The organism is Cellulophaga sp. BC115SP (assembly GCF_009905545.1).
Classification (GTDB): Bacteria; Bacteroidota; Bacteroidia; order Cytophagales; family Spirosomataceae; genus Flectobacillus; species Flectobacillus rivi.
In genome coordinates, this window is the sequence record NZ_JAAALB010000185.1 from 1 (window position 1) to 658 (window position 658).

Here is a 658-nt window from a genome sequence, read left to right on the forward strand (position 1 = left end):
TTAGAAAGGTGCATTGGTTCAAAGGTGCTGCCGCTACTATGTTTGGCAAAAAGGACTTTTTGTGAGTTGATTTCACAGATAGCTAATGTCCAAGTACTGGTTTCGCTGAATTTGAATGCGAAAATTACGTCACCTTGTTTAATTGCACCAAGTGCATGGATATTGATAATAGATGCCATTTTCTTGTGTTAAGAGGTTTGGAGTTAAAAGAAAAATTGAAAAGTGATTAGGTTTACTTAAAGCCCTCGTAAGGGATTTTTCGAGCATCAAGAATGTTCTGGAGCTTTTTCGAGTATGCCATTAGCCTTACAACTAACTCATTGTCGATGGCTACTGGAGCTGGCTCAACATAACCTTCAGTCGGAAAATCCACTAAGTTCTGTTGAGTGTACTGCATAGGCGTTGTGCCAGTTTTAAGACCCACTGCCATCAAGTCTGCATCCGAAGCTAACAAAGAAGTGTGTTCAGTGTTAAATCCATTGAGAATACTCAATTTGGGAACAATGGTTGCATGAATAAAGTACTCTTTTCCTACTGGAATTAGCTTGTCAGGCGCATTGCTGGCGGCAATACAGGCAAAGGTTAAACCCAAATGCCGAAAGATTTTGATGTTTCGAGTGATACCATCGTTGTAGTTGACACTAGCGATAATATCACT

General features: G+C 40.0%; 1 protein-coding gene. It reads right to left on the bottom strand.

What is annotated here, in order from left to right:
* Positions 1-232: 232 nt before the first annotated feature.
* A partial coding sequence (locus tag GVN22_RS27555) for a hypothetical protein (protein ID WP_166554187.1) occupies positions 233-658 on the bottom strand: 426 nt, incomplete at its 5' end.